We start from the raw sequence: 19,921 nt of genomic DNA on the forward strand, positions 1-19,921 counted from the left end.
GTGGCGCCTTTCGGGAATAAACCGGTGGGACGCACGCTTTATGATGTCTGGTCAGTAATATCAGTGAAGGAACTGTATTATCAGCATATGGAGGCTATCGGAACACCGGTAGCCTTTTTTGTTTTTTGTCCTTAATGAAAATTCCAAAAGTAAATCATATGAAAAATTTTAATGTAAACGACCAGGGGTTTTACGGTAGGTTTGGTGGTGCTTATGTTCCTGAAATTTTACATGCGAATGTAGAAAAATTACGTGAATGTTATTTGCGGGAAATGGAAGATGAGTCTTTTCAGCAGGAGTTCAGGCTATTGTTAAGGGATTATGTCGGTCGTCCCAGTCCGCTTTATTATGCCCGTCGGCTGAGTGAAAAGTACGGTACCCGGATTTATCTCAAGCGCGAGGATCTGAATCATACCGGAGCCCACAAGATCAACAATACGATCGGTCAGATTCTATTGGCCCGGCGTATGGGAAAGAAGAGGATCATTGCCGAAACCGGAGCCGGGCAGCACGGAGTAGCGACGGCTACTGTATGTGCCCTGATGAATATGGAATGTATCGTTTATATGGGAGCGACCGATGTGGTCCGGCAACAACCTAATGTTGAAAAAATGGAGATGTTGGGAGCGAAGGTGGTAGCTGTTGAAAGTGGCAATAAAACGCTGAAAGATGCCACCAACGAAGCGATCCGCGACTGGTGTTGTAACCCCGCGGATACTTATTATATCATCGGGTCGACAGTGGGACCTCACCCTTATCCGGATATGGTGGCTCGTTTTCAGTCGGTGATCAGCGAAGAGATCAGAAAGCAATTGTTGGAAAAAGAAGGAAGGGAAGAACCCGATTATGTAATAGCCTGCGTGGGAGGAGGAAGTAATGCTGCCGGGGCTTTCTACCATTTTCTGCATTCTCCCGAAGTTGGGTTGATTGCTGCCGAGGCTGCCGGAAAAGGTTTGGGAAGCGGAGAGTCGGCAGCTACGATCCATTTGGGAAAAGAAGGTATTATCCATGGAAGCCGTACGTTGGTGATGCAAACGGACGACGGACAGATTGTCGAACCCTATTCTGTTTCTGCCGGACTGGATTATCCGGGAATCGGCCCTTTACATGCATTTCTGGCAGAAGAAAAACGCGCTGAAGTATTGGCTGTTACGGACGAAGAAGCGTTGAATGCCGCTTTTTGCCTGACAGAAATGGAAGGTATCATCCCGGCTTTGGAATCGGCCCATGCCCTGGCAGTTCTGGAACAAAAAACATTCCGGCCGGAAGAGATCGTTGTCATTAATTTGTCCGGTCGGGGTGATAAAGATATGCAGACCTACAAAAGGATGAATAAATTTTTACACTTATGAAATATAGAATTAAAACAATCACCCGTATTCTTCCGGCCGACTTGCAGACTCCTGTGGGAATTTACCTGAAGGTACGCGACTTATTTCCACAATCGGCTTTGCTGGAAAGTTCGGATTATCATACGACTCAAAATAGTTTTTCTTTTATCGGCGTGGAACCGATGGCCGATTTTTCGGTAACGAAGGAACAGATCGTACGTCGTTTTCCCGATGGCCGGCAACTGACGGATGCTCTTACAGAAGGCGTGGATGTTATCGAAATCCTGAAAGATTATATCGCTTCGTTCGAGACCGAAACAAACCTGACCGGGATCAACGGTTTTTTCGGATATACGGCCTATGATGCCGTGCGTTATTTTGAAGCTGTCCGTATCCGGAAGAAAGAAGAGAAGTTTGCTGAAATACCTGATATGATATATATATTATACCGGTATATTATTGTAGTCGATCATTTTAAAAATCAGATGACGATCGTTGAAAATTTACCGGAAGGGCAGCATTCCCATATGCCGGAACTTATCGATGTCATTCAAAACAATAATATGGCTCGGTATGGTTTCGAGGCGTTGGACGATACCGGTTCTCCGATTAGCGACGAGCAGTATATGGAAATGGTGAAAAGGGGTATTCGGCATACCCAAAGGGGAGACGTATTTCAGATTGTACTCTCGCGTCGTTTCAGCCGTGGATTTCGGGGAGATGATTTTAATGTATACCGGGCCTTGCGGTGTATAAATCCTTCTCCATATCTGTATTATTTTGATTTCGGCCATTTTCGCATTTTCGGTTCCTCTCCCGAGACTCATCTGCGTGTTGCCGGAGGTAAAGCTTATATCGATCCGATAGCCGGTACTTTCCGCCGCACAGGAGACGATATCCGGGATTCGGAATTGGCCCGTAAATTATTGGAAGATGAGAAAGAAAATGCCGAACATATCATGTTGGTCGACCTGGCACGTAATGATCTGAGCCGCGGGGCTGGTCAGGTAAAGATCGAGTTCTTGCGTCAGATCCAATATTATTCGCATGTGATTCATATGGTGTCGAGAGTGAGTGCTTGCGTTTCCGAAAATACCGATGTTTTGCGGCTCTTTGCGGATACTTTTCCTGCCGGTACGCTCAGCGGTGCTCCCAAAGTCAGGGCGATGCAACTGATCGATGACATAGAACCTCATAGTCGCGGGATTTATGGGGGCTGTATCGGCTATATCGGTTTTCAGGGAGAATTGAACCAGGCCATTACGATCCGGAGCTTTCTGAGTTACGGTAACCGGCTTTATGCTCAGGCCGGAGCGGGGATTGTAGCGCACTCTTCGCCTGAAAGTGAATTGCAGGAATTGAATAATAAATTGGGGGCTTTGATGAAAGCGGTGGAAATGAGTGAAAAGGTTAAAAATTGAACTTATGGAAAAAATATTGATACTCGACAACTACGATTCGTTTACTTATAATATTGTTCATCTCTTACATGAATTGGGAACCGAAGTGGATATAGCCAGAAATGACCGGATTTCGGTGGAGGAAGCCGGCCGATACAACCGGATTATTTTGTCTCCGGGACCGGGAATTCCAAGTGAAGCCGGAATATTACCCGAAGTTGTGAAGCGTTATGCGGCTGAAAAATCAATCCTGGGGATTTGTCTGGGTGAACAGGCCATCGGGGAGTGTTTCGGCGCTGAATTGGAGAATCTGCCGGAAGTTTTTCACGGTATTTGTACACCGGTGCGGGTGATTGCCGAAGAAAAGATGTTCTCCGGTCTGGGTGAAAGTTTTGATGTAGGCAGGTATCATTCCTGGGTGGTAAGTCGGAAAAATCTGCCTCAATGTCTTACAGTTACCGCTGAGGATGCTGCAGGCAGAATTATGGCCCTGTCTCATAAAAGCTATGATGTTCGCGGACTTCAGTTTCATCCGGAATCGATTTTGACTCCTATGGGGAAAATGATGATGGCGAATTGGTTGCATGCTTGAAGTAAAGGGAATGTATATGATATATTGATTACTATGAAAGAACTGTTATATAAAATGTTCGGGCACAAAAGCCTCTCTAAAGAAGAAGCTAAACAAGTCTTGTTGAACATTTCCGACGGCCGGTATAACGACAGCCAGTTGTCGGCTTTTATGACCGTTTTTCTGATGCGTAGTATTACGACGGAAGAATTGGCCGGGTTTAGGGAAGCCATTCTCGAACGGAGGGTGGTCGTGGATTTGGATTGTCATGATGCGATCGATATTGTCGGTACGGGAGGGGATGGAAAAAATACGTTCAATATTTCTACGGCGGCTTGTTTTGTGGTGGCCGGAGCAGGCTACCGGGTTGTAAAACACGGAAATTACGGTGCCAGTTCGGTGAGTGGGGCTTCGAATGTACTGGAACAACATGGGGTGAAATTTACAGGACACTCCGGTCGGTTACAGCAATCGCTGGAAGAAAGCGGGGTCGCTTATTTGCATGCACCGTTTTTTAGCCCTGCCTTGAAAAGTGTAGGACCGGTACGACGTGCTTTAGGAGTACGTACCTTTTTCAATATGTTGGGGCCTTTGGTCAATCCGGTACTCCCACGCTACCAGTTATTGGGAGTATATAACCTGAAACTGGCCCGTTTGTATAACTATATGTATCAGCAGAGCGGAGTGAATTACACGATAGTACATTCGCTGGACGGGTATGATGAAGTTTCGCTGACCTCTCCTTTTAAAGCGCTGAATAATCGGGGTGAGGGCATTTATTTGCCGGAAGAGATCGGATTCGGTCGGGTGGCGGAAGAGGAATTGTCGGGAGGAAATACGGTGACCGAAGCTGCGGCGATTTTTGACCGGGTTTTAGCTAACGAGGCTACCCGGGGACAAGAAGACTGTGTGATTGCCAATGCTGCTTTTGCAATCCGTACCCTGAGGCCCGGAATAGCTTTGCCGGATGCTATTGCAGAAGCGAGTGAGGCGCTGGAGAGCGGGAGGGCACTGAGGGCGTTCCGTAAATTTGTAGAACTTAATGAAAAATGATATGTCAGTTTTAAACCGGATATTGAAAACAAAACAGGAAGAAGTGACTGAGCGGAAAAACAGGATTTCCGAAAGGGATCTGATGAGTACGCTTTTAGCTGGGAGACAACGGTTATCGATGCGAAAGGCCTTGGAGGAATCGGCAACAGGGATCATTGCAGAATTTAAACGGAAGTCTCCTTCCGGAGGATTTATTCATGAGGCAGCCGGAGTGCAGGAGGTGGTCGGCGGATATGTACGGAATGGTGCTGCGGCTTGTTCGGTGTTGACGGATACGGATTATTTCGGAGGATCGTTATTGGATCTCGCTATGGCCAGGAGGGTTTCGGATATTCCCTTATTGCGTAAGGATTTTATCGTCGATTTCTATCAACTGGCCGAAGCGGTGGCTTATGGAGCCGATGCCGTTTTGTTGATTGCTGCAGCTTTGTCGCCGGCACAGTGCCGGGAATTGGCCGATGCCGCTCATGGACTGGGATTGGAAATACTATTGGAAATACATCGGGAAGAAGAGTTGGAATATGTCTCCCCGGAAATGGATATGGTGGGGATCAACAATCGGAATCTGACTACTTTCGAGACGGATATTTATACTTCTTTCCGGTTAGCTTCCCAAGTCCCGGTTGCTTGTCTGAAAGTGGCCGAGAGTGGAATTCGTGCCATGGAGACAGTCGTCGCGTTACGCAGATTGGGATTCAGAGGATTTCTGATCGGTGAACATTTTATGCGGGAAGCACAACCGGCTCAGGCTTTAAAAAATTTTGTCGGATATGCTGATTAAAATTTGTGGCATGAAGGAACCCGGGAATGTGAAGGAAGTCGCTGCTTTACATCCCGATATGTTGGGTTTTATTTTTTATAAAGCCTCACCGCGTTATGCCGGTGATTTGTCTCCCCGGGCTTTGGAACGTTTACCTGCAGCTATCGGGAAAGTAGGAGTTTTTGTGAATGCAGAAACCGGGTTTATCGAAAATATAGTACGAAGGTATAAGATGGATACGATTCAACTGCATGGGGATGAACCCCCTGAAATGGGTCACTATTTTGTACGGAAAGGCTACCGGGTAATAAAAGCTTTCGGTATAGAAGAGGCCGGTGATTTTCAACGGACTTTGCCTTATGAATCGGCTTGTCAGTTGTTTTTGTTCGATACCCGGAGCAGACAGTTTGGAGGGACCGGGAAATCGTTCGACTGGAATTTATTGAACCGGTACGAGGGGAGGTACCTTTTTTCTTAAGTGGAGGAATTGCCTGGGAAAATAGAGAAGAGATCGGAAAAATCAAACATCCGAAGCTTGCCGGACTCGATTTGAACAGTCGGTTCGAAACGGCTCCCGGAATGAAAAATATCCATTTATTGTCTCGTTTTTTAGCTGAACTACCTTAATTTTTTTAGTTATGAATCGGATTACAGAGTTGTTTCAAAGAAAAGATAGAAATCTTTTGTCCGTGTATTTTACTGCCGGTTATCCGGTTTTGGAAGATACGGTCGAAATCATACAGATGTTAGAAAACCGGGGAGTCGATCTGGTGGAAATCGGGATTCCTTTTTCCGATCCTATGGCCGATGGGGTAGTCATCCAGCAAAGTAGTACACAGGCACTGAAAAATGGCATGACGTTGCCTGTATTACTCGGGCAGTTGACTAGTATACGAAGTCGGGTTGAATTGCCTTTGCTATTGATGGGATATTTGAATCCGATGTTGCGGTACGGTATGGAAAACCTTTTTCGAAAAGGGATGGAAATCGGGATCGATGGAATGATTATTCCGGATTTGCCGTTTCAGGAATACCTGGAGTCGGTTAAACCGCTTTGTGAAAAATATGATATTCCGGTGATTATGTTGATTACCCCCGAAACTTCGGATGAAAGGATCCGTCTGATAGACGAATATTGTGGCGGTTTTATCTATATGGTCTCTTCGGCTTCGACGACCGGAGTGAAAGATCGGTTTACAGCCGGACAGATTGAATATTTCCAAAGAATAGACCGTTTGAATTTGAAAAATAAACGTTTGATCGGTTTCGGCATATCTAATGGCGAGAGCTTGTCGACCGTTTGCCGTTATAGTAGCGGAGCTATTATCGGAAGCTTATTTGTAAAATTACTGGGAACGGAGCCTACGGTGGAGGAAGCTGTCGATCACTTGTTAAAAATAGCTCACGGGGACGGGCTATAGCCTGCTGCCCGCGTCCCCGTGAGCTAAGAGCTAAAAAAAAGTTGAAGAAAGGGGAGAAATCTCTGGGATTTTTCTTATTTTTGAAAAAATTTAAATTCTTGAAAATTATGGCAAGTATTAGAAGATTAAAGAAAGACATCGATTGTTTGACTTTTGCTGTTGTTGACGATAGCTTAAATTGTCTGGCTGTAGGTAAAAGTATGGATGATATCAGCGAAATAGTACAGCATATTATAGATTCCAGAAATGATTTAAGACAACGTGTAAATGCTGGAAAACAAGTGGCGAAAGCAGATAGAAAAGGATATTACAGGACTATCGGAAAGGATTTGATTGCTTCTGTAGACGGTGCATTTACAAAATTAAGCGATTTGGTAAAGCAGGCTTAAGCTGTTCGTAGAGAAAAGAATAAAAGGAGAATGCGATGAAGGCATCCTCCTTTTATTGTTCTTTAATGAAAAATAGTTTTTCAGATCATGGAGGTATTGGAACTTGCGGGTATTGGTGAAATAAAGGTCCGGCGGAGTGCGAATATCAAGTATTTGCGTATTCGGATGGCTCCGGGGCGTGGGGTTTGGGTGAGTGTTCCTTTCGGCGTGAGCCGGAAACAGGTGGAGAAATTTCTGGAAGAGAATCGGGAGTGGATTCTCAAAAACCGGAAAGATATGAAAGTTTATGAGGAAGACACCGGAGTCGGTTTGGGAATAGGGGCGGAAATTAAGACGAAGTTGCATGTGCTGAGGATTGTGGAGACCGAGGAACCGAAGCCTTCTTATCGGCTTGAACAGGAAAAAATAACCCTGTTTATTCCTAAAAAAGTCGATTTCAGTAAAGTAGAGAAAATCGTTCAGCAGTTTTTGCTGGAAATCTATACGATGGAATGCCGTCGATATTTGCCGCAGCGGATCAGAAACTATGCCGAAAAATTCGGATTTCGTTACGGACGGGTTACGTTCAGGAACAATATTTCCAATTGGGGTAGTTGTTCTTTTGACAATAATATCAGTCTCAATATCAAGTTGATGAAGCTACCGGATGAAATTATCGATTATGTGATCTTGCATGAGTTATGCCATACGGTAGAGAAGAATCATTCGGCTGCATTTTGGAAGTTGGTCGGCAAAGTATGTCCGGCTTATCCGACTTTAAGGGCCAGGCTGAGGAAATATAATACCCGGATTTAATCTGGACGGAGAGTCGTTTTGGCGAATCGGCTATTTTTACTATTTTCGTTACCCCTAAAGGGATATTAAATTTTTAAATGTTATGATGCAGGAAAAACTTAAAGAAATCAGGGATCTTCTCACAGAAGTGAAGTATCCCGGTACTTCTAAAAATATTGTGGAACTGGATATGGTGCAAAATATCCGGATCGAGGGAGAGAAAGTGTTGTTTCGGCTGGTGTTTCAGAAAGCCGGCGATCCGTTTGTCGGGTCGGTGAAGAAAAAAGCGGAAGCCCTGATAAAAGAAAAAACTTCTTATACGGAGGTAGAGATCGAAAACCTGTTTGTTCAGGATTTGGAGAGACCGTTGTCCCTGGAAAAGGTAAAAAATATAATCGCTGTTTCCTCGGGTAAAGGAGGAGTAGGAAAATCTACCGTGGCGGCCAATTTAGCGGTTGCTTTGGCTGCTGAAGGATATAAAGTGGGTTTGGTGGATGCGGATATTTTCGGTCCTTCTATTCCGAAAATGTTCGGTTGCGAAGAGGCTCAGCCCTATATGGAGCAGATCGACGGAAAGGATTTCATTGTGCCGGTAGAGAAATATGGCGTAAAATTGTTATCTATCGGTTTCTTTGTCGATCCGGCTTCTGCCACTGTCTGGCGGGGGCCGATGGCTTCCAATGCATTGAAACAGATGGTGGAGCAAGGTTTTTGGGACGAATTGGATTATATGCTGATCGACCTTCCGCCGGGAACCAGCGATATTCATTTGACTTTGGTACAAACTGTCGCCCTGACAGGAGCTATTGTAGTCAGTACACCTCAGCAGGTGGCTTTGGCCGATGCAATCAAAGGAATCAATATGTTCGAGTCGCCGGGTATACAGGTGCCCGTGCTAGGCCTGGTGGAAAATATGGCCTGGTTTACTCCGGCTGAATTGCCCGATCATAAATATTATATTTTCGGACGGGAAGGGGCGAAACAACTGGCCGAACAAAGAGGTCTCCGGTTGTTGGGCGAAATACCTGTTGTACAGAGTATTTGCGATGGAGGCGATGCAGGTAAACCTGTAGCTTTGAATGCCGATTCGATTACGGGAACAGCGTTCAGGCAGTTGGCGGATGAAGTTGTGAAAGCCGTAGAGGAAAATCACGACCCGGCAAAAAGAGTGAGAGTCACCAGACAATAGGACAGCATGTCTAAATGAAATATTCTTCTTATATATTAACGGGGATGATGGTGGTGCTGTGCGGTTGTTCGGTGAAGAGAAACAATTTCTTTTCACGTAACTATCACCAGTTGACTACCCGTTATAACGTATATTTTAACGGTGACCAGGCTTTGAAGTCCGGGATAAAGCATATGGAAAACAGGCATAAGGAGGATTATACCCACCTTTTGCCTGTTTTCGTATCTAATGACGAACAGACGCGTAGTATTTGCAGCTCCGATATGGACTACGCGATCGAAAAGGCGGCTAAAGCGATCGATAAACATTCGATCACGGCTAAACCCAGGCGGAGAAAGAATAAAGATTCCAAAAATTATCAGACCTTCCGAAAGAAAAAAGAATTTAATAACCAGTTGGATAAATGCTATCTGTTATTGGGGAAAGCTTATTTCTATAAGAAGAAATACACGATGGCCAATAACACTTTTCGTTTTATACAAAGGCAATATGCCGAAGACGAGGCCTTGATGACCGAGGTGTCGATCTGGTTATTCCGGAGCCTGACGGAAATGGGACGCTACGAAGAGGCTGCCCGGATCATGGACCGGCTCGACGGGAGCACATTAAAGCGGAAACAACGGGAGATGGTTGCTGCGGCGAGAACCGATTTCTATGTGCGTCAAGGTATGTACGAACAAGCGATTCCTGAGGCAGAAAGATTGGTCAGGACTTGTAAAAGCATAAAACGTAAACCGCGCTACAATTTTTTGTTGTCTCAATTATATGTAAAAGAAAATCAGGATGGGGCTGCTAAACTGGCATTGAAAAAAGCTACCCGGTTCAATTTCAATTATGAAATGGTCTTCAATGCCCGGATCGGTATGGCTTCAGCCTATCAGGAAGGAGATGCGGCCGTAGAAAAGAAATTGAAGAAAATGTTGCGGGATTCCCGGAACGAGGAATTTCAGGATCGGATTTATTATGCTTTGGCCAATATCGAAAATAAACGTGGAAATGAGGAAGGAGCGGCCGGTTTGTATTGGAAATCCGTGCATGCCTCTGTAGATAACGATAATCAGCAGGCTTTGTCTTTTGTAAAATTAGGGGATTATTATTTCAAAAACAAGGCCTATGTGCAGGCACAGAGTTGTTACGATTCTTGTTTGCTTGTCATGGATTCGCGTTATGAAGATTATGAAAAACTAAAATCTTTACTGACCGATCTGACCGAATTGGTTACGAATCTGAGAATTATACAAACGCAGGATAGTTTGCAGCGGATAGCGGTGTTACCGGAAGAAGAGAGAAACCGCTTGATCGACGATAAAATCACTGCGATTAAAGAGCAGGAAAATACTCGCAAAGAACAGGAACGAAGGGAGCAGGCCGAGCGTAATTTTTATCGCCGTAACGATATGCTTAGCCGGGGAGATGCTTTTTCACAGGGTAACCGCGGAGGGGATTGGTATTTTTATAATCCCGTGACGATTGCTCTGGGGAAAAATGATTTTAAGCGGAAATGGGGACGGCGTAAGCTGGAAGACAATTGGCGCAGACGAAACAAAGCAAGTATCGGTTTGGCAGACGAAACCGGCGAAGAATTAGCAGAGATGACGGGAGGAGAAAGGGAAGTGAAAGATGTAAAGAGCAGGGAGTATTATTTGCAGGATCTCCCCCTGACACCGGAAATGCTGCAGGCATCTGAAAAACAGATCGAAGAAGCTTATTATAAAGCCGGCGAAATTTATTTGTACCGTTTGAATGATCCGGAAAAGGCTTTAGAGTGTTTCGATGCTTATATTCAGCGTTTTAAAAATACCGCTAATCTGCCGATGGTCTATTATCTGGCTTCCACGACCGCTCTCAAGGCAGGTAAGGCGGCAGAGGCTGAAAGATATAAAACAGAGCTGACCGCTCTTTTCCCTGAAAGTGATTTCGCCCGGGGACTACAAGACCCGAACTATTTCCGTCAGGTCGAAGATGTGCTGAAAGTGGTAGAGAAAAAGTATCAGGAAGCTTACCGATATTACCAAAAAGTTTATTACCACGAAGCAGCACAAATTTGTGACAGAATCCTGAAAGCGTACCCGGATAATAAATTGAAAGCAAATGTGCTGTTTCTGAAAGCGATGTGTGTTGTAAATACCGGTTCTCCCCAGGAGGCGAAGAACGCTTTGGAAGAGGTAATTGCAGCCCGTCCCGGAAAAGAGATTCTGCAGGTGACTAGCGACATCCTGGCTTCTTTAGCGGTAGGAGAAAAACCTGTTCGGTATTCCGAAGCGGAAATGGCTCAGGCCCGTTCTTTACAGGCGAACCGCAATTGGCAATTCGATGAAGAAGTACTGGCTGGTCGTAGCCGGAAAGAAGAAACAACTTATAAAATCGAGAAAGAAAAAGAACAATGGGTGGTATTGTTTTTGCCACAGGAATTTACAACCGTTCAGGAAACCAGATTTAAAGCGCGTTTGAAGTTTATTCATGCTGCCGAAATGGCCGAAGGGAAAAGTTATGAAATGAAAAAAGAAGAGCTCGGGTACAAAAAAGAGGTGCTGGTTGTTCGTCGGTTCGGACAGTATTCGGAAGCTTCCGAATATTTGCATAAAATAGCTACGGATAAGTTTTTGTTGAAGATTCTGGGAAACGAAAGTTACCGGATGTTCGCTATATCGCCGGACAACTTCTCTATCCTGAAGCGATTGAATAATATCGATCAGTATGTCGATTTCTTTACCGAGAATTATTTTGAGGATCGTTACCAAGGTGAGAAAATTGTAGGGAAATGGGGGACTGCTGCCCATGTCTTTAACAATGAAGAACAAGAGAATCATCATTTTGTTTTGGCTGTTCCTTTCCGGGAAGTCAATACGAAACGCATTGTAGAAGCTTTGCAGGAAGTGGATCCTGCATTTACATTCGAAAAAGGGGATTATAACCGGGATCTGGAATTGATAGTGGTCAAGCATATCGGTAATAAGAAACAGGCGTTGGACTATATGTCGGCAGTCCTGAAAAATAAGAAATTGTTCGATTTGCTGGCCGGGGTAGATTATGAAGTATTCCTGATCACTCCCCATAATCTCAAAGCTATGCAGGAAAATGAATACCTGGAAGAATACCTGAAATTTTTCGATGATCATTATCTGAAAAGTGCGGGAGCTATCGGGGTTGAAGATGGGGATTATATTTACAATAAGAGCGTAGCACACAAGTTCGTTTTGTTCTATCCCAATACGATCGATCCCTACCGGCTGAAAACAATTTTCGAAGAATTCAATTTTGCAGGACTGACTTTGAACAATTTGAAGTTCGATGAAGAACACGATTGTATGGTGGTGTCCGGTTTCAATAACAAAGAAGAAGCGATGCGTTATTTCACGACAGTCATCGGTAACCGGAAATTATTCAAATCGCTGAGAAATGTCGATTATACGAATTTCATTATTACTGAAGTGAATTTGCAGACATTGACCGGCAAAAAGAATATAGAGGTTTATCTTGAATTTTTTAAGAAATATTATTTGAACTAATGGATTTAGAAGCCTATGAAATGGACAATCAATCATCTCGAAGATCTGAATAAAGTGGCGGCAGAATTTTTGGATTATGTCGGAGACAAAACTATTTTTGCTTTGTACGGACCGATGGGAGTAGGGAAGACTACTTTTGTAAAGGCCGTCGCAGCCTGTCTGGGGGTAACCGACGATGTGAGTTCCCCGACTTTTGCCCTGGTCAACGAGTATCAGACAAAAAATGGGAAATCCCTATATCATTTTGATTTTTATCGCGTAAACCATATAGCTGAAGCGCTTGATTTCGGTTATGAAGAGTATTTTTTCAGTGGAGACCGTTGTTTTATCGAATGGCCTGAAAAAATAGACGAGCTGCTTCCAGAAGGTATCGTCGATTGTTATTTTACTGAAAATCCGGATGGAAGTCGTGAATTGAAGGTGGAAATTTAACTTTTAAGACTATGGACAACACAGGCAGAATGTCGGGAACGATTAATAAGCAATGGTTTCTTTATCAGGAAAAAGAAGTTTTTCAGGATAAAAGGCAGAAGAAATTGATTCTGGGGATACCGAACGAGCTGGAGAAAGGGGAGAACCGGATTTGTCTCACTCCCGAATCTGTTCATATCCTGGTTTCTATGGGACATGAAGTGTTGATCCAGCGTGGGGCCGGTAATAATGCCTATTACGGTGACACGGAATATGCCGATGCCGGTGCTATGATCGTAGAGACTTTAGGTGAAGTGTATACTGCCGACGTTGTGCTTAAGGCGACTTCTGTTTCTGCCGGGGATACGGTTTATATGCACGACCGGCAAGTGATTCTTTCCCCTCTGAAACTCTGTGACATGCGGAAGGATGCCATTACCGAAATGATGCAGAAAAAAGTGACGGCAGTCGGTTTCGATATTTTGAAAGACGGAGAGGGGTATTATCCGGTGGTCCGGATTATGAGTGAGATTGCCGGTAATTCGGCCATCATGATAGCCAGTGAATATCTTAATAATTCGCGGGGAGGTAAAGGGATTGTTTTGGGAGGTATCAGTGGGATTACGCCGGCGGAAATCGTTATTCTGGGAGCAGGCACCTTGGGTGAATTCGCTGCCCGTGCAGCCTTAGGCCTGGGAGCGACCGTGAAAATCTTCGATCATTCGGTCGAGCGTCTCCGGAAGCTGAACGAGGTTTTGGGACAGCGGGTATTTACCTCTGTTTTTCATAAACCGGTATTGGATAAAGCGTTGGCTTCGGCCGATGTGCTTATCGGAGCTATGCGTTGTTTCGATAACGGAGAGAATACCGTTGTTTCGGAAGCCCAGGTGAGGTTGATGAAAAGAGGAGCGGTGATCGTGGATATGTCTATCGATCATGGCGGATGTATTGAGACAGCGGGTCCGACGACTCACGAAAAACCGGTGTATACTTATGAAGGAGTAATCCATTACTGTGTTCCGAACGTATTGTCGCGGGTAGCCCGGACTGCTTCGATCGCTTATAGTAATGTTTTCTTACCTATGCTTCAGCATATTGCCAGGCAAGGAGGATTTACCAATGCCATCCGGATGGATGCAGGGTTAAGGGAAGGGGTTTATCTTTATAACGGAATTTTGACTAAGAATGTGATTGCGGATAAGTTGGGCTTGATAGCCAGAGATATAAATTTATTGATCGCTGCTTTGTAAAATCGGGGCAGATGCCGGTTAGTTGGATGTGGTTATGAAATTTTTTCTGATTATTTGTGGTGTGCTCGTCGGAATGATGGGCTGTTCTTCAAAATATTATATGAGGAGAGGGGATCGTATGGCGGAGACCGGACGATTTTATAAGGCCGGATCGAAATACGAAAAGGCTTATCATAAAACAAAATCCAAAGATTTTCAGGCACTTGCAGCGATAAAGGCTGGGCAGGTAAATCAAAATGTAAATCGGCTGAAAGAAGCTTACAACTGGTTGAGAAAAGCCGAAAGAGCCAATCCGCAAATGCCTGAAATCTATCTGAAAGTGGCTCAAGCTTGCGGTGATGAACGACGATACCGCTACGGCGAGGGAATATTATCGTAAACAAGAAGCATTGTTCGGTGATGGAAAAGGAAACGATGGCCTTTATTATCTGGAACAAGTGGATAACGATCTGAGAGAACAAGGGCGTTACCGGATAGCTTTGAAGCGGGAGTTTAACTCCAGGTACAGCGATTTCGCTCCGGTGTATGTGCCGGGGGATACGACCCGGGTTTTATTGGCTTCTACGCGCAAACCCGATCCGAGAAAAAAGAGAATAAAGACAGACCCGGTTACCGGCGAAGGGTATAGCCATATCTACGGGACGAGGTATGTGCAGGAAATCAGATCTACGGATAAACAAGGTAAAGTGAAGGTAAAGCGTTTTAAGGAACCACGATGGTTGCAACCGGAATTGCAGAAAGATTCTATTTATTCCAACCGGAGTGAAGGAGTCATGTGCTTTGCTCCCGATGGGCGTACACTTTATTTCACCTCTTCACGTATGATCAAAGAGAGCCAGGTAGGTACCCGTATTTATAAAGTAATCCGGCAAGCCGCTAATTCCGGGGAGGAAACCGAAAAAAAAGAATGGGGTAGCGTTTCTTTAGCCGGTATTTGCGGGGATTCTGTTTCTATCGGACATCCGGCATTGACTCCTGACGGATTACGGTTGTATTTTGTCACCGATCAGCTGCCCGGAGGGTTCGGAGGAAAAGATATCTGGTATGTGGACAGGCTGGAGGAAAAATGGGGGCAACCTCAGAATGCAGGCGAATTGATCAATACGGCCGGGGACGAGATGTTTCCTTATGTGAGAGAGAATGGAGAGTTTTATTTTGCTTCTAACGGGCATTATGGTTTTGGGGGATTGGATTTGTATAAAGTGGGGAATGTAGCTGGAAAGGAGGTTATCATTCATTTGCCTGCACCCTTAAATTCTTTTGCAGATGATTTCGGTATTGCCTTTAAACCGGGAACGGAGGACGGTTTGCTTACTTCGGGACGAAGCGGTCGAAACGATCATATTTATCGTTTTAGTTTTATACCGCAACAATTGAAAATCAATTTATTGACAGTCAATACAGTGACCGAACTTCCGATAGCCAAAGTAAATGTTACGGTTACTGCCGATAATGGAGAAGTCTCTTATTTAGAGACGGATTCACTGGGAAGGGCAGAAATGGAAGTCGTTTCTGATTGTGAGTATGTATTTGTCACCGACCATCCCCGTTTCCTGAAAGGGAAGGGACTGGTATCGACTTATCGGGAAAAAGCCGACCGGCTTTATGAATTACAGATCGGGATGCAGCCGATAGAAAAACCGATCGTCATACCTAATATCTATTTTGATGTGGCTAAATGGGAGTTACGTCCGGAGGCACGACAGAATCTGGAAGAATTATTGACTATTCTGGAGGATAATCCGAATATAACGATAGAGTTGTCCGCTCATACGGATATGGTGGGAAACGACGAAGCTAATCGGATTTTATCCGAGCACCGGGCTCGGGCTGTGGTCGATTATTTGATCGGGAAAGGGGTGTATTGGGACCAGCTTGAAGCGAAAGGATACGGGGAAACTCAACCCCGCCAAATCAATGAAAAGGATGCCCGTGAATATCCGTTCTTTAAAGTCGGGGAGGTATTGAACGAAAGGTTTTTCGGCCGTTTGAGAGGAGAGCAACGGGAAACGGCCTTGCAATTGAATCGGAGAATCGAGTTTAAAGTATTGCGTACGAATTATAAGCCGGGACCGAACTCTTTATTCAATCCGAACCAGATGGCTGTTGCTGCTGAAGAAGGAACTAAAAAAATCGGAGAGACTCAGTTGAGGGAATTAAGGGCGGTAAAAGGCCGTTTTTTTACTTTGCAGTTGGGCGTATTTAAAAATGTACCTGCTGTCCTCAATCAGTTTCGGGTAGTGTTTACAGAGAAATTAAGCCATGGGGTTGTGCGTTATTGTACCGGTGTATACGATACCCGTGAAGAAGCACAACAAGCTGCTGCAGCTTTAAAACAAAAAGGGATCGGGTATCTGATTAAAGAATTCGAATTCAGCCATTGAACTATTTCAAAAAAGTCTTTCGTAACCGGTAATCGGGCTATTGCGGTTGTGTACTGTTCTTCGGAGGGCTCGGATTATTGATTGCATTTATATTGGAATATAAGTATTCCCGGAAAAAATAAATCCTTTCCTGTTTAAAGGAGCCACGTGAAAGCGTGGTTTTTTTTTTATATAGGAATAATATAGTCCAAAGTAGATAGAATAAAATTTTAGCTAAAATGAATAAATTGTATAATTCATTTGCTTTTTTATCTAAAAATAGTTATTACCTTTGTTTCGGTACAAAGAGTTGTACCCAAGTTTGTAATAACATGATGTAAAGTTTAATCTTTTTCAATAGGAAGTCGGCAAAACTTTTACGAAATAAGAAAGATGAACTGTATGTCGCGTAGAGATATGTGAGCGATACGTTTATCCTCTTATTTCTGGGACTGCCGACTCCACTATTGAGAGGTAGACTATCGGTCACTTCTATATCTTGGAGTGTGGGCATACAATGAAAAAGGTGAAACATGAAAAAAGTATTAATCTGTCTAATCTACTTGCAGAGGGATTATTGACAGTGGTGTGTGAAAAGAATGATCTGGTGTGGACAGTTCCTTTCTCAGTAGAGCTTCATGCGCAAATTGTAAAAGAATTATTGTCGAAATTTAAGATTTCGGATAGCTGAAAAATCGATAAAAAATGCTGTTTGTTTGAGGTTTTTAGGGGGATTTTTTGTATATTTGTAACATGAAAAAGATATCGAAAAACACAGTTTTTATCACTCCGGTACGTCCTACCGAACGAAAATTTATCCTTGATTCTATGATAGCTTCTTTCCGTATAGAAGGGATTTTTATTCCGGAAGCAAAAGTTCAGGCTATTTATGCCCGGGTAAATGAAAAACTCAAAAAATAGTTTCTATAATTCTTTGCATCGGGAGATAATTTTTTTCGCTGACCCGCTGTACAGCAACGACGTAGTCCCTGAAATGTATTTTATCGAACCTTAATCCTTCATAGCCTTGTTTGCGTACCATTAGATTCGCCAGGATACGGGCCGTCCGGCCATTTCCTTCCCGAAAAGGATGGATGAAAAGCAATTCTCCGTGGACGATGGCTACATCTTTGGCTAAAGAAGCCTTATCGGGATAAGTATCGGGTAATTTTTTCAGAATTTCATCTTCAAAAAATTGCATGCTCTGTGGTATAAACAGAGCAGAAGGGAAGAGGAATCCTCCTTTCGACATATTGACCGTCCGGTATCTTCCTGCAAAGGTGTAGAGTTCTTTCAGAGCCAGTTTATGTATATTGCGGATATATTGACAGTCGAAACGAGTGGCGGTAGTCAGTGTTTCGGTCAGCATGATTTCAGCTAACAGGAATCCTTCGAATTCTGCTTCTGCAATCTCCCCGGGACGGGTTAAACCGAGCCGGTTAGGCAGACATTGGCTTTCTTCTTCATTTGTCGTATACTTGCTCATGACAAAATAGCTGAATAGACTGCTGTAAATATAAGTATTTTTCAGGACTTATTTTTCAGATGCTTATCTTTATAACCGCTTATACTTTATTTCCCCGAATTTTGTTTTATCGAACTGCCGAATAGGAGATCATAGACAAAGGAGAGAAGCGGGTTATTCTAAAAATCCGTTTCAAAGACCCGGTGTTAAGACACCTCGTGTCGGAAATAAATCTGTATCTTTGTACAAATAAAACGATCGAACGATGAAATCAGATTATATTCCGGCCCCGATAGATGTCAGCGATATACAACTACCTTCGGAATTATGCGAATTGGCCGAGATCATTGCAAAAAATGTACATGAAGTATGGGCTGCAGGCCGTTTGGCCGAAGGATGGAAATATGGTCCCGAAAGAAATGATATGCTTCGTACTCATCCCGGTTTGGTGCCTTATGAGGAATTGTCCGAAACGGAAAAAGATTACGACCGCCGGACAGCCATGGAGACTTTAAAATTGATTCAGAAAATCGGCTTCGGGATAAAAAAAGTGAAAAACTAAACGTTTTTCACTTCGACACCGATTCTTTTATATTCTTTGGTTAGGATATCTGCAAATTGTTCGATATCCAGTTTCTTGGCGATGATTTTTTTTTCCTTATCCAGGAGATACATGACCGGAGTAGAATCGATGTGATAGTATACCCTGAAATTAGTTTGATTCTGAGGATCCCAACAGTTGATGAAATCGAATAGTTCATGTTCGGTAACAAAATTTTCCCATTTTTCTTTATCGTTCTGAGTGTGTACGGCAAATACTTTGAAACCATAAGGTTTGAATTTATCCAGTAATCCTGTTTTGACCTGAGGTACCTGTTTTTTACAATGTCCGCAATCGGCTTCCCAGAAAAGCAATAACGTAAAGGGGGCTTCGGTTTCATATAGACTGACCCAATCGCCGTCCATAGTCGGCAGCTTCAATTCCTGCGCTTTCAGGCCGATCAGATTATATTGCGTAAGGATCACTTCCCGTTCGATATTTTCGAGGGTCTTTTTGTCTACCCAGTCGGCCTCGCCTGTCAGGTAATATTTTTTTGCCAGATATACAAAGGCGGCGTCCATTCCCATATACTTGTTCGATAGGGCATAATTGAAACAATAGCTTACCAGATAGCGGAACATGGCTTTACAACCTCTCGATTTTTCAATGATATTCACCGATTCTTTATAGACACTATCCGGAATCATCAATACTCTGGTATTGAAGAATTCGTCGAGCTTACTTTTGAAAATAGGAGTGCGGATTAAAGTACTGTCCTGAAAATTAGTATTGTCCCAATAATGTGCCTTTGAAAAGAGGTATTCTTTTTTTTGTATTTCAAAATCCCGGTTGGGGGTATTTTCAGGTATTTCTTTTGAAAAATCAGGAGTAGGAACGGAGAGTGTAAAATTGGCGAAGGTAGCTAAAGCCGAGTTCGGAAATTGTTTGCAAAGTCCGGCGATATGATCACGGACTTCCTTATCGATCTGATCGAATCGGGCGGAATATTTCTTTTTTGCTTCGGGGCTTGTTTTTGCCGGATCTTTTTCCATGGCTTCTTTGATCTGCCGGCTTTTTTGGGTTGCCGAAGTCATTACTTTTTGAAAACCCAGAAAAGCTGTATTTTCAGGCGAACCTTCAAAACGGATTTTATCTATGACCTGGAGGGTATCGGTTGTGATGGAAAAATTTTGGTTATCCCCGATCATAATATCGAAATAATTACTGGGGGAGAAAAGGAGAATATACATTCCCCGTGCCAGTTTTTTATTGTTTTTCTGGAAATATCCCGTACCGTTGCTATTGATTTGGGCCGTATCTACAGCGTAAACTTTTCCCTCGAAATAATTGGCGAGGATAACTTGTTTATTAGACATTTGTGGAATATTCACCTGGATTTTATATCCCTGTGCAAACGAACCGACGGACTGAAAGCACAGTCCGCATACCAAAAGTAAGAATAAATTTTTCATATTCATCGAATTATACACACAC

General features: G+C 43.7%; 18 protein-coding genes and 1 pseudogene. 17 read left to right on the top strand and 2 right to left on the bottom strand.

The genetic code is table 11. From position 1 onward, the window contains the following. Window positions 1-158: 158 nt before the first annotated feature. From trpB to AC5RDS_RS11745, 16 genes and pseudogenes are all read left to right on the top strand, one after another. A complete protein-coding gene (trpB, locus tag AC5RDS_RS11670; protein ID WP_046402469.1) occupies window positions 159-1,352 on the top strand; it encodes a tryptophan synthase subunit beta in 1,194 nt (397 codons plus the stop codon). Further along, window positions 1,349-2,752, top strand: a complete 1,404-nt coding sequence (locus AC5RDS_RS11675; protein WP_118108162.1) for an anthranilate synthase component I family protein — start codon at window positions 1,349-1,351, stop codon at window positions 2,750-2,752. The genes trpB and AC5RDS_RS11675 overlap by 4 nt, the downstream gene beginning before the upstream one ends. A gap of 4 nt (window positions 2,753-2,756) precedes the next feature. Further along, on the top strand, window positions 2,757-3,323 hold the full coding sequence (locus AC5RDS_RS11680) for an anthranilate synthase component II (RefSeq protein ID WP_118103097.1): 567 nt from the start codon (window positions 2,757-2,759) through the stop codon (window positions 3,321-3,323). Between the two features lie 33 nt (window positions 3,324-3,356). Further along, window positions 3,357-4,355 carry an anthranilate phosphoribosyltransferase gene (gene trpD, locus AC5RDS_RS11685; protein ID WP_118121878.1) on the top strand — a complete coding sequence of 333 codons (999 nt, stop codon included), beginning with the start codon at window positions 3,357-3,359 and terminating at the stop codon, window positions 4,353-4,355. 1 nt (window position 4,356) lies between these two features. Beyond that, window positions 4,357-5,136: an indole-3-glycerol phosphate synthase TrpC gene (gene trpC / locus AC5RDS_RS11690; protein ID WP_022159893.1), complete on the top strand. Its 780-nt coding sequence runs from the start codon at window positions 4,357-4,359 to the stop codon at window positions 5,134-5,136. Between the two features lie 10 nt (window positions 5,137-5,146). Beyond that, window positions 5,147-5,742 (top strand): annotated as a pseudogene (locus AC5RDS_RS11695) (phosphoribosylanthranilate isomerase). A gap of 11 nt (window positions 5,743-5,753) precedes the next feature. Further along, window positions 5,754-6,536 (top strand): tryptophan synthase subunit alpha, encoded by a 783-nt coding sequence (gene trpA / locus AC5RDS_RS11700; protein WP_217778184.1) that lies wholly within the window; start codon window positions 5,754-5,756, stop codon window positions 6,534-6,536. A gap of 107 nt (window positions 6,537-6,643) precedes the next feature. Next, window positions 6,644-6,925, top strand: a complete 282-nt coding sequence (locus AC5RDS_RS11705) for a hypothetical protein (RefSeq protein WP_013611106.1) — start codon at window positions 6,644-6,646, stop codon at window positions 6,923-6,925. 87 nt (window positions 6,926-7,012) lie between these two features. Further along, on the top strand, window positions 7,013-7,720 hold the full coding sequence (locus tag AC5RDS_RS11710; protein ID WP_013611105.1) for a M48 family metallopeptidase: 708 nt from the start codon (window positions 7,013-7,015) through the stop codon (window positions 7,718-7,720). Between the two features lie 85 nt (window positions 7,721-7,805). After that, the gene (locus AC5RDS_RS11715; RefSeq protein WP_370751995.1) at window positions 7,806-8,888 is read left to right on the top strand and encodes an Mrp/NBP35 family ATP-binding protein; all 1,083 of its coding nucleotides are present in this window, start codon (window positions 7,806-7,808) and stop codon (window positions 8,886-8,888) included. Between the two features lie 44 nt (window positions 8,889-8,932). After that, window positions 8,933-12,397, top strand: coding sequence for a type IX secretion system periplasmic lipoprotein PorW/SprE (gene porW / locus AC5RDS_RS11720; RefSeq protein WP_237982961.1), 3,465 nt, complete (start codon window positions 8,933-8,935; stop codon window positions 12,395-12,397). Between the two features lie 15 nt (window positions 12,398-12,412). After that, window positions 12,413-12,829 (top strand): tRNA (adenosine(37)-N6)-threonylcarbamoyltransferase complex ATPase subunit type 1 TsaE, encoded by a 417-nt coding sequence (gene tsaE / locus AC5RDS_RS11725; protein ID WP_013611102.1) that lies wholly within the window; start codon window positions 12,413-12,415, stop codon window positions 12,827-12,829. An 11-nt stretch (window positions 12,830-12,840) separates the two neighbouring features. Continuing rightward, window positions 12,841-14,058: an alanine dehydrogenase gene (locus AC5RDS_RS11730; protein ID WP_013611101.1), complete on the top strand. Its 1,218-nt coding sequence runs from the start codon at window positions 12,841-12,843 to the stop codon at window positions 14,056-14,058. A gap of 34 nt (window positions 14,059-14,092) precedes the next feature. Next, window positions 14,093-14,437 carry a tetratricopeptide repeat protein gene (locus AC5RDS_RS11735; RefSeq protein WP_118103083.1) on the top strand — a complete coding sequence of 115 codons (345 nt, stop codon included), beginning with the start codon at window positions 14,093-14,095 and terminating at the stop codon, window positions 14,435-14,437. Further along, window positions 14,397-16,442: an OmpA family protein gene (locus AC5RDS_RS11740; RefSeq protein WP_368323555.1), complete on the top strand. Its 2,046-nt coding sequence runs from the start codon at window positions 14,397-14,399 to the stop codon at window positions 16,440-16,442. The genes AC5RDS_RS11735 and AC5RDS_RS11740 overlap by 41 nt, the downstream gene beginning before the upstream one ends. A gap of 732 nt (window positions 16,443-17,174) precedes the next feature. Further along, a complete protein-coding gene (locus tag AC5RDS_RS11745) occupies window positions 17,175-17,342 on the top strand; it encodes a hypothetical protein (RefSeq protein WP_157741825.1) in 168 nt (55 codons plus the stop codon). Here the strand turns inward: AC5RDS_RS11745 and AC5RDS_RS11750 are convergent. Next, the gene (locus tag AC5RDS_RS11750; protein WP_013611099.1) at window positions 17,332-17,907 is read right to left on the bottom strand and encodes a Fic/DOC family protein; all 576 of its coding nucleotides are present in this window, start codon (window positions 17,905-17,907) and stop codon (window positions 17,332-17,334) included. The genes AC5RDS_RS11745 and AC5RDS_RS11750 overlap by 11 nt on opposite strands. 244 nt (window positions 17,908-18,151) lie before the next feature. On the opposite strand from AC5RDS_RS11750, the gene AC5RDS_RS11755 reads away from it, so the two are divergent. Continuing rightward, window positions 18,152-18,448 (top strand): RyR domain-containing protein, encoded by a 297-nt coding sequence (locus AC5RDS_RS11755; protein ID WP_493592500.1) that lies wholly within the window; start codon window positions 18,152-18,154, stop codon window positions 18,446-18,448. On the opposite strand, the gene AC5RDS_RS11760 is transcribed toward AC5RDS_RS11755, so the two are convergent. Continuing rightward, window positions 18,445-19,899, bottom strand: coding sequence for a TlpA family protein disulfide reductase (locus AC5RDS_RS11760; RefSeq protein ID WP_175315389.1), 1,455 nt, complete (start codon window positions 19,897-19,899; stop codon window positions 18,445-18,447). The genes AC5RDS_RS11755 and AC5RDS_RS11760 overlap by 4 nt on opposite strands. Window positions 19,900-19,921: the final 22 nt, after the last annotated feature.

It is taken from the genome of Odoribacter sp. (assembly GCF_985060555.1).

Coding starts and splice junctions, on each gene's coding strand:
- trpB (WP_046402469.1), top strand. CDS start 159: ATGAAAAATTTTAATGTAAACGACCAGGGGTTTTACGGTAGGTTTGGT.
- AC5RDS_RS11675 (WP_118108162.1), top strand. CDS start 1,349: ATGAAATATAGAATTAAAACAATCACCCGTATTCTTCCGGCCGACTTG.
- AC5RDS_RS11680 (WP_118103097.1), top strand. CDS start 2,757: ATGGAAAAAATATTGATACTCGACAACTACGATTCGTTTACTTATAAT.
- trpD (WP_118121878.1), top strand. CDS start 3,357: ATGAAAGAACTGTTATATAAAATGTTCGGGCACAAAAGCCTCTCTAAA.
- trpC (WP_022159893.1), top strand. CDS start 4,357: ATGTCAGTTTTAAACCGGATATTGAAAACAAAACAGGAAGAAGTGACT.
- trpA (WP_217778184.1), top strand. CDS start 5,754: ATGAATCGGATTACAGAGTTGTTTCAAAGAAAAGATAGAAATCTTTTG.
- AC5RDS_RS11705 (WP_013611106.1), top strand. CDS start 6,644: ATGGCAAGTATTAGAAGATTAAAGAAAGACATCGATTGTTTGACTTTT.
- AC5RDS_RS11710 (WP_013611105.1), top strand. CDS start 7,013: ATGGAGGTATTGGAACTTGCGGGTATTGGTGAAATAAAGGTCCGGCGG.
- AC5RDS_RS11715 (WP_370751995.1), top strand. CDS start 7,806: ATGCAGGAAAAACTTAAAGAAATCAGGGATCTTCTCACAGAAGTGAAG.
- porW (WP_237982961.1), top strand. CDS start 8,933: ATGATGGTGGTGCTGTGCGGTTGTTCGGTGAAGAGAAACAATTTCTTT.
- tsaE (WP_013611102.1), top strand. CDS start 12,413: ATGAAATGGACAATCAATCATCTCGAAGATCTGAATAAAGTGGCGGCA.
- AC5RDS_RS11730 (WP_013611101.1), top strand. CDS start 12,841: ATGGACAACACAGGCAGAATGTCGGGAACGATTAATAAGCAATGGTTT.
- AC5RDS_RS11735 (WP_118103083.1), top strand. CDS start 14,093: ATGAAATTTTTTCTGATTATTTGTGGTGTGCTCGTCGGAATGATGGGC.
- AC5RDS_RS11740 (WP_368323555.1), top strand. CDS start 14,397: ATGAACGACGATACCGCTACGGCGAGGGAATATTATCGTAAACAAGAA.
- AC5RDS_RS11745 (WP_157741825.1), top strand. CDS start 17,175: ATGAAAAAGATATCGAAAAACACAGTTTTTATCACTCCGGTACGTCCT.
- AC5RDS_RS11750 (WP_013611099.1), bottom strand. CDS start 17,907: ATGAGCAAGTATACGACAAATGAAGAAGAAAGCCAATGTCTGCCTAAC.
- AC5RDS_RS11755 (WP_493592500.1), top strand. CDS start 18,152: ATGAAATCAGATTATATTCCGGCCCCGATAGATGTCAGCGATATACAA.
- AC5RDS_RS11760 (WP_175315389.1), bottom strand. CDS start 19,899: ATGAAAAATTTATTCTTACTTTTGGTATGCGGACTGTGCTTTCAGTCC.